The 8890-nt window shown below is 68.8% G+C and carries 6 protein-coding genes and 1 pseudogene; 3 read left to right on the top strand and 4 right to left on the bottom strand.

All coding sequences use genetic code 11. The annotated features are described in order from the left end of the window. Positions 1-277, bottom strand: a 277-nt coding sequence (locus A5714_RS13235; protein WP_231975883.1) for an LLM class flavin-dependent oxidoreductase, incomplete at its 3' end; no start/stop codon positions are given. On the opposite strand from A5714_RS13235, the pseudogene A5714_RS13230 reads away from it, so the two are divergent. From A5714_RS13230 to A5714_RS13220, 3 genes and pseudogenes are all read left to right on the top strand, one after another. Next, a pseudogene (locus A5714_RS13230) lies at positions 270-1235 on the top strand (NtaA/DmoA family FMN-dependent monooxygenase); the annotation flags it as partial. The gene A5714_RS13235 and the pseudogene A5714_RS13230 sit on opposite strands and share 8 nt — an antisense overlap. Beyond that, positions 1228-2412 carry a CaiB/BaiF CoA-transferase family protein gene (locus A5714_RS13225; RefSeq protein WP_068285778.1) on the top strand — a complete coding sequence of 395 codons (1185 nt, stop codon included), beginning with the start codon at positions 1228-1230 and terminating at the stop codon, positions 2410-2412. The pseudogene A5714_RS13230 and the gene A5714_RS13225, both read left to right, overlap by 8 nt. Positions 2413-2425: 13 nt before the next feature. Next, a complete protein-coding gene (locus A5714_RS13220; protein WP_068285774.1) occupies positions 2426-3337 on the top strand; it encodes a CoA ester lyase in 912 nt (303 codons plus the stop codon). On the opposite strand, the gene A5714_RS13215 is transcribed toward A5714_RS13220, so the two are convergent. The 3 genes from A5714_RS13215 to prpB are packed head-to-tail and all read right to left on the bottom strand — an operon-like array spanning position 3334 to position 8764. After that, the gene (locus tag A5714_RS13215; protein ID WP_068285772.1) at positions 3334-6717 is read right to left on the bottom strand and encodes a pyruvate carboxylase; all 3384 of its coding nucleotides are present in this window, start codon (positions 6715-6717) and stop codon (positions 3334-3336) included. The two genes, A5714_RS13220 and A5714_RS13215, sit on opposite strands and share 4 nt — an antisense overlap. Before the next feature lie 5 nt (positions 6718-6722). Continuing rightward, positions 6723-7850 carry a bifunctional 2-methylcitrate synthase/citrate synthase gene (locus tag A5714_RS13210; RefSeq protein ID WP_068285769.1) on the bottom strand — a complete coding sequence of 376 codons (1128 nt, stop codon included), beginning with the start codon at positions 7848-7850 and terminating at the stop codon, positions 6723-6725. Further along, positions 7847-8764, bottom strand: a complete 918-nt coding sequence (gene prpB, locus A5714_RS13205; protein ID WP_068285766.1) for a methylisocitrate lyase — start codon at positions 8762-8764, stop codon at positions 7847-7849. Before prpB ends, A5714_RS13210 begins: the two co-directional genes overlap by 4 nt. Between the last annotated feature and the right edge of the window lie 126 nt (positions 8765-8890).

The following is an 8890-nucleotide window of genomic DNA, read 5'->3' as shown; positions in this document are numbered from 1 at the left end:
GCTCGTGCACCTTCGCCGGATCGGCGTATTGACCGGCCACCCGGTCGTGCAGGATGGCGTCGTCCTCCCAGGTGTCCCACAATCCGGTGACCACATCCATGAATTCGTCGGCGCGGTCGTAGCGTTCGTCGTGCCCGAGGTGGGCGTCGACGCCGAAGTTCTGGGCCTCGCTGTCGTTGACGGATGTGACCACGTTCCACGCGGCCCGGCCGCCGGACAGGTGGTCGAGGGTGGCGAAGGTGCGGGCGACGTGAAACGGCGCATAGTACGTGGTCACATCCGTCAACGACAGCGAGGCCCAGAACTTCGGCGTCGACGCCCACCTCGGGCACGACGAACGCTACGACCGCGCCGACGAATTCATGGATGTGGTCACCGGATTGTGGGACACCTGGGAGGACGACGCCATCCTGCACGACCGGGTGGCCGGTCAATACGCCGATCCGGCGAAGGTGCACGAGCTGGGCCACGTCGGCCGCTTCTTCTCCGCGCGTGGACCGCTGACGGTGCCGCGAACCCCGCAGGGCCGGCCGGTCATCATCCAGGCAGGGTCGTCGGGCCGGGGTCGCGAATTCGCCTCACGCTGGGCGGAACTGATCTTCACCGGTGACCCGGGCATCGATATCGCCCGCAGCCACTACGCCGACCAGAAGGAGCGCATCGCCGACGCCGGACGCGATCCCGGCAAGGTACGAATCTGCCCCATGGCCTACGCTGTGGTCGGCGAGTCCGAAGCCCACGCCAAGGAGCGCGAAGCGTTGTTCCTCAACGATCTGGTCCATCCGATGGCGTCGTTGACGCTGCTGTCGGAGTTGATGAATTACGACTTCGCTCAGCATGATCTCGACGATCCGGTGACCGATGAACTGTTGGCGTCGGTGTCCGGCATCCGGGGGCTGGTGCAAAACCTGCGCACCCATATCGGTGGGGACACGGTTACGCTCCGCGATCTCGCCAACCATCGCGCCACCCTGCTGCAGGGCCCACGCTTCGTCGGCACCGGCGAGCAGGTCGCCGACCAGATGGCCGATTGGTTCCAAAGCGGTGCGTGCGACGGATTCGTCTTGGCCGCAACGCATTTACCGGGCGCCTTCGAGGATGTCGTCCGCATGGTGGTGCCCGAACTGCAGCGCCGCGGCTTGTTCCGCACCGAATACGAGTCGACTACGCTGCGCGGACACCTCGGACTGGACCGGCCGACGAGCACGAGGGTGACCGCCGGTGCGCATGCTTGACGGTGTACGCGTGCTCGACCTCGCCACCCTGGCGGCGGCCCCCCTGGTAGCCACCTACCTCGGCGAGTTCGGGGCCGATGTCATCAAGGTCGAGGATCCGCGCAGCGGCGATCCGATTCGTGGCTGGGGCAACCAGCGCGACGGCGTCGGGCTGATGTGGAAGTCGTTGTCCCGCAACAAACGCGCCGTGACGCTCGACTTGCGCAGCGCCGAGGGGCAGGCGCTGGTGCGCCGACTGGTGGAGCACGCCGACGTCGCCATCTTCAACACCCGGCCGCAGACCCTGCGCAAGTGGGGCCTGGACTATGAGAGCCTGCGCGCCGTGAACGAGCGCATCGTGATGCTGCACATCACGGGGTACGGGCTGACGGGCCCCAAAAGCGAGCGCCCGGGCTTCGGCACGCTCGGGGAGGCGATGAGCGGCTTCGCGCACATCACCGGCCAGGCCGGTGGGCCACCGACGCTGCCGCCGTTCATGCTGGCCGACGGTGTGGCCTCGCTGAACGCGACCTATGCCGTGATGATGGCGCTCTACCACCGGGACGTGCACGGCGGTCCGGGTCAGTTGATCGACGTGAACCTGATCGACCCGCTCGCCCGTCTGCTCGAGCAGACGCTGCTGGGTTACGACCAACTGGGTCTGGTACCCGAACGGTCCGGAAACCGTTGGGACATCTCCGCTCCTCGCAACACCTATCAAACCGCGGACGGGCGGTGGCTGGCCATGTCCGGCAGTTCGCCGGCGCTGGCGTTGCGGGTGTTCTCGGCAATCGGGCGTGACGACCTGGTGGCCGACCCCGACTTCTCCGACCCGCAACGCCGCCTGGCACGGGCCCGGGAGGTGGACGACGTGGTCGCCGAATGGGTTGCCACCAAGACGCTTTCGGAGGCGATGGCCGTGTTCGAGGCGCACGAGGTCGCCGCCGCACCCGTGTACGACATCCGCGACCTCGTCGCGGACGAACAGCTGGCGCACCGGCAGGTGTTCGTCTCGGTGCACGACGAACAGCTCGGGTCCATGACCGTGCAGGCGCCGGTCCCGCGGTTCTCGGCGGCGTCCGGCTCCGTCGAGCGTCTGGGTCCCGACCTCGGCGAGCACAACGTCGAGGTGTATGGCGAACTGCTCGGCCTGACGCCCAACGAGATTGACGACCTACGCGCCCGCGGGGTGCTGTGACCGAGGGACTTCGATGACCGACCTGCTCCGCCGCTCCGAGCTCGCGGTGCCCGCGAGCAATGACAACATGTTCGCCAAGGCCGCCGGCTGCGGCGCGGACCTGGTGTTCCTGGACCTCGAGGACGCGGTGGCCCCGGCGTTCAAGGAGGCGGCCCGCGCCAAGGCCATCGCCGCGCTCAACGAGATCGACTGGGGCCGCACCGCGCGGGCGATCAGGATCAACGGACTCGACACCCAGTGGTGCCACGACGACGTCGTCGAGGTGGTGACCCGGGCCGGCGAGAACCTGGACACCATCATCGTCCCGAAACCCCGCCGGGCGCGCGACGTCTGGTGGGTGGACGTGCTGCTCACCCAGCTCGAGGCGAAGCTGGGGCTGAGCAAGCAGATTCGGCTCGAGGCGCTCATCGAGGAGGTGGAGGGCCTGGCCAACGCCGAGGAGATCGCTGTGGCCAGCCCGCGGCTGGATGCGCTGATCTTCGGTGTCGGCGACTTCTCGCTGTCCCAGGGCGCACGGGTGGACACTAACTTCGCCCCACTCGGCGAATATCCCGGGGAATTCTGGGCTTACGCGCGCAACAAGGTGATCGTGGCGGCGCGGATCGCCGGCATCGACGCGATCGACGCCCCCTATCCCGACTACCGGGACCTCACCGGGTACGAACGCGACGCCCGACGCGCGTCGCTGCTCGGCTACACGGGCAAGTGGGCGATCCATCCGGACCAGGTGCCCGTCGCCAACGAGGTGTACGCCCCGACCGCCGACGAAATCGCCCGCGCCGAAACCAACGTCGCCGCCTACCGCGAGGCCGAGGCCAACGGCCGTGGGGCGGTCGGGGTCAACGGCGTGCTCGTCGACGCGGCGCACGTCAAGCAGGCCCAGCAGACGCTGGCCCGGGCGGCCCTGGTCGCCCGCAACCGCTAGCCCAGCACCACCAACAGGTCGCCGCCCTCGACTTGGGCGGTCTGCGACACCGCGACCCGCGCGACCTTCCCGGATTTGGGCGCGGTCACGGCCGCCTCCATCTTCATGGCCTCGATCGTCGCGACCGTCTGCCCGGCCTCGACGTCGTCGCCGACGCTCACCGTGACGGTGACGACACCGGCGAACGGGGCGGCGACCTGGTCCGGGTTGGCGCGGTCGGCCTTCTCCGCGGCCGGGACGTCCGCCGCGATGCTGCGGTCGCGCACCACGACCGGGCGCAATTGTCCGTTGAGAATGCACATCACCGTGCGCATGCCGCGTTCGTCGGCCTCGGAGATGGCCTCCAACCCGATCAGCAACTCCACGCCGCGTTCCAGCTCGACCCGATGCTCGTCGCCCTGGCGCAGCCCGTAGAAGAATTGATTGGCGCTCAGCCTCGAGGTGTCGCCGAACTGCTCGCGGTGGTCGTCGAGCTCTTGGGTGGGCCCGGGGAACAGCAGGCGGTTCAACGCCGCCTGGCGATCGGCACCCGGCACGGCCAGAGCCCGCTCGTCGTCGGCCGCCAGCTCCTGCTCCGGCTTCGCCGGCCCGCGGCCCTCCAACGCCTTGGTGCGCAACGGTTCCGGCCACCCACCGGGCGGGTCGCCGAGCTCACCGCGCAGGAAACCGATCACCGAGTCCGGGATGTCGTAGCGGGCCGGGTCCTCGGCGAAGTCCTGCGCGCTGATGCCCGCACCCACCAGCGCCAGCGCCAGGTCGCCGACCACCTTGCTCGACGGGGTCACCTTGACCAGGTGCCCGAGGATCGCGTCGGCCCCGGCATAAGCCTCTTCGACGTCCTCGAAGCGATCCCCGAGCCCCAGCGCGATGGCCTGCTGCCGCAGATTGGACAGTTGGCCGCCCGGGATCTCGTGGCGGTAGACGCGCCCGGTCGGTGACGGCAGCCCGGATTCGAACGGCGCGTACACCTTTCGCAGCGCCTCCCAGTAGGGCTCCAGGTCACACACCGCGGTGAGCGACAGGCCGGTGTCGTGGTCGGTGTGTGCGGCGGCCGCCACGATCGACGACAGCGCGGGTTGGCTCGTGGTCCCGGCCAGCGGCGCCGCGGCGCCGTCGACGGCGTCGGCCCCGGCGTGCCAGGCCGCCACGTAGGTGGCCAACTGCCCGCCCGGGGTGTCGTGGGTGTGCACGTGCACCGGCAGGTCGAACCGGGACTTGAGCGCGGAGACCAGCGTCGTGGCGGCGGGGGCGCGCAGCAACCCGGCCATGTCCTTGATGGCAAGGACGTGGGCGCCCGCGGACACGATCTGCTCGGCCAGCTTCAGGTAGTAGTCGAGCGTGTAGAGCGTTTCGGCGGGGTCGCTCAGGTCGCCGGTGTAGGACATCGCCACTTCGGCGACGGCGGACCCGGTTTCGCGGACCGCGTCGATCGCGGGCCGCATCGAGTCGACGTTGTTCAGGGCGTCGAAGATTCGGAAGATGTCGATGCCGGTCGCCGTCGCCTCCTCGACAAAGGCCGACGTGACCACTTCGGGATAGGGCGTGTAGCCAACGGTGTTGCGTCCGCGCAGCAGCATCTGCAGGCAGATGTTGGGCATCGCCTCCCGCAGCGCGGCCAGCCGCTCCCACGGATCCTCCTTGAGAAACCGCAGGGCGACGTCGTACGTTGCGCCACCCCAACATTCGACGGACAGCAGCTGCGGCATGGTCCGCGCGAGGTAGGGCGCCACCATCATCAGGCCGCTGGTGCGCACCCGAGTGGCCAGCAGGGATTGGTGCGCGTCGCGGAACGTGGTATCCGTGACGCCGACACCGCGCGACTCGCGCAGCCAGGCGGCGAAGCGCTCCGGCCCCAGCTCGGCCAGTCGCTGCTTGGAACCGGCCCGCGGGGCCGCCGACAGGTCGATGTCGGGCAACTTGTCGTGTGGGTAGACCGGTGACGGGCGCTCCCCGTGCGGCTTGTTGACGGTGACGTCGGCCAGGTAGTTGAGGATCTTGGTGCCGCGGTCGGCGGAGCTGCGCGCGGTGAGCAACTGCGGGCGTTCCTCGATGAACGACGTCGTCACGCGCCCGGCGCGAAAGTCCGGATCGTCGAGAACCGCTTGCAGGAACGGGATGTTGGTGGACACACCGCGGATGCGAAACTCGGCGACCGCGCGGCGCGCTCGCCGCACGGCCGTCGGGAAGTCGCGGCCCCGGCAGGTGAGCTTGAGCAGCATCGAGTCGAAGTGCGCGCTGATCTCCGCGCCCAGCGTGGTGCCCCCGTCCAGCCGTATCCCGGCGCCGCCCGGGGTGCGGTAGGCCGTGATCCGCCCGGTGTCCGGGCGGAACCCGTTAGCCGGGTCCTCGGTGGTGATGCGGCACTGCAGCGCGGCGCCGTGCGGCACGATGGAATCCTGGCTCAGGCCAAGGTCTTCGAGCGTCTCCCCGCCGGCGATCCGCAGCTGCGACGACACCAGGTCGACGTCGGTGATCTCCTCGGTGACCGTGTGCTCCACCTGGATGCGGGGGTTCATTTCGATGAACACGTGCCGGCCGTTCTCGTCCAGCAGGAACTCCACCGTGCCGGCGCACGAGTAGCCGATGTGGCGGGCGAACGCCACCGCGTCGGCGCAGATGCGTTCGCGGACCGCGGGATCGAGGTTGGGCGCGGGTGCCAACTCGATGACCTTCTGGTGCCGCCGCTGCACACTGCAATCCCGCTCGTAGAGGTGGATCACGTTGCCCTGGGTGTCGGCGAGGATCTGCACCTCGATATGCCGCGGATTGATCACGGCCTGCTCGAGGAACACCGCGGCGTCGCCGAACGCCGATTCCGCCTCGCGGCTGGCCGCCTCGATGGCTTCGGCCAACGAGCTGCTATCGGCGACCCGCCGCATGCCGCGGCCGCCACCGCCGGCGACCGCCTTGACGAACACCGGGAACGTCATCGACTCGGCGGCCGCCAGCAGCTCGTCCACCGATGTCGAGGGCGCCGAGGAGCTCAGCACCGGCAGGCCGGCCTCCCGCGCCGCCGCGATCGCCCGGGACTTGTTGCCCGTCAGCTCCAGCACCTCGGCGCTCGGGCCGACGAAGGTGATGCCGGCCGCGGCGCACGCCGCCGCCAGGTCCGGATTCTCCGACAGGAAACCGTAGCCGGGGTAGATGGCGTCCGCCCCGCACGCCCGGGCCGTCGCGACGATGTCCTCGACCGACAGGTAGGCGCGGACCGGGTGGCCCTCGGTGCCGATCTGGTAGGACTCGTCGGCCTTGAGCCGGTGCACCGAGTTACGGTCCTCGTAGGGATAGACCGCGACGGTCCCGATTTCGAGCTCGTAGGCGGCACGGAACGCCCGAATCGCGATTTCCCCGCGATTGGCGACCAACACTTTGGCGAACACGGTACTTACGATAGAGCCCGCTGCGGCGGTCCGACATACTCGCTGAGGGGACGGATCAACGCGTTGGACGCGGTCTGCTCGATGATGTGGGCCGTCCACCCCGTAATCCGGCTCATCACGAATATCGGTGTGAACGCGCCGATGTCAAAACCCATGAGGTGGTACGCGGGCCCGGTGGGGAAATCCAGGTTCGGCTTGATGCCGTTGGCCTCGGCCATACCCTTTTCCAGGACGGTGTAGATGTCGAGCCACTTGCGCCCGTCGCGCACCGCCGCCACCCGGTCGAGCGCCGCCTTCATGGTGGGCACCCGCGAGTCACCGTTCTTGTACACCCGGTGGCCGAAGCCCATGACCTTCTCTTTGCGGGACAGCTTGCCGCGCAACCACTCCGACGCCCGCTCGGCACTGCCGATCTCGAGCATGTCGTGCATGACCGCCTCGTTGGCACCGCCGTGTAGCGGCCCCTTAAGTGCGCCGATGGCGGCCGTCACCGCGCTGTAGATGTCGGATTGCGTGGAGGTGACCACCCGCGCCGCGAAGGTTGAGGCGTTGAAGCTGTGCTCGGCGTAGAGCACCATCGACTGCTCGAAGGCGTCCACGATGACCCGCTCGGGGACGTCGCCGAAGCACATGTGCAGGAAGTTCTCCGCATAGTTCATGTGGCTGTGCGGGGCGATGGGTTCCAGGCCGCGCCGCCGGCGCATGTCGGCCGCGACGATGGTGGGTAACGCGGCGAACATCCGCAGCGCCTTGCCGTAGTTGGCCTGTTCGCTGCTGTCGTCCTCGTCGGGATCTTCGGCCCCCATCGAGCTGATGAAGGTGCGCACCACGTCCATCGGATGACAGTTGTCGGGCAGCTTGGCCAGCAGCGACAGCTGGGACCGGGTCAGCCGGCGCGCGGCGCGTTCCCGCTGAGCGAACAACGCCAGTTGCTGGTCGTCGGGCAGGTCGCCGTGCCAGAGCAGGTACGCCACCTCTTCAAAGCTGCGTTGCGTGGCGAGGTCTTGCACGGCGTAGCCGCGGTAGGTCAGCGAATTGGTCTCCGGGACCACCTTGGAGATCGCCGTGGTGTCGACGACGACACCGGCCAAACCCTTGTAGACGCGCGGTTGGTTGTCTTCCACGGTGCTCACGGCGTGACTCCTTGCAGGGCGAAGTTGTAGATCTCGGAATCGAATTGGTTGTAGTCGGCGTAGCGGAGTAGCTCGTAGAGCCGGCTTCGGTGCTGCATGTTGTCGAGAATCCCCGATTGCGTTCCGCTGGTGGCGATTTCGCGCAATCCCAACTCGACGGCGCGCATGGCCAGCCGCAGCGTCGTCACCGGGTAGATGACGGCGTTGTAGCCGATGTCGGACAACTGCTGGGCGGTCAACAGCGGCGACTTGCCGAACTCGGTCATATTGGCCAGCAACGGGGTGTCGACCGCGTCGCGGAACCGCTGGAACTCCGCCGGCCCGCGCAGGGCCTCGGTGAAGATCAGGTCAGCGCCCGCGTCGGCGTAGGCCTTGGCCCGGTCGATCGCGGCCGCCAGGCCTTCCACGCCGGCGGCATCGGTGCGGGCGCAGATGACGAAGTTGGGGTCGCGGCGGGCGGCCACGGCGGCCCGCAACCGCTTGATCATGTCGGCGGCCGGCACCACCGCCTTGCCGTCGAGATGCCCGCAGCGCTTCGGGTTTTCCTGGTCCTCCAGGTGCAGGCCGGCCAGTCCGGCGTCTTCGAGCACCGTCACCGTGCGGGCGGCGCTCATCGGTTCCCCGAAGCCGGTGTCCGCGTCGATCAGGGTGGGCAGGTCGGTCACCGACGCGATCTGCGCCCCGCGCCCGCTAACCTCCGTCAAGGTGGTCAGGCCGACGTCGGGCAGCCCCAGGTCGGCCGAGAGTGCCGCGCCGGACACGTACACCCCGTCGAACCCGATCTCGGCGATGAGTTTGGCTACCAGCGGCGAGAACGCGCCCGGATACCGTTGCAGCACACCGCCTTGCAGGCCGCTCCGTAACCGGGCGCGTTTCTCGGTCGCGGGCACGGCGCTGCCGATCAGTCCGCTCATCCGAAGATCCCCGGTGGGATCGTCGGCGCCTTGTCGAGCACCAGGGGTCCGACGGTGATGTTGAGCGCACCCAACGCGCCCGCCTGCAGGTCCGGCAGTGCCTCGACGGCCGAGAGGAACCGGCGC

Origin of the sequence: Mycobacterium sp. E2462 (assembly GCF_001672685.1) — a bacterium.
GTDB lineage: Bacteria > Actinomycetota > Actinomycetes > Mycobacteriales > Mycobacteriaceae > Mycobacterium.
This window is presented reverse-complemented; position numbering and strand designations above follow the sequence as displayed.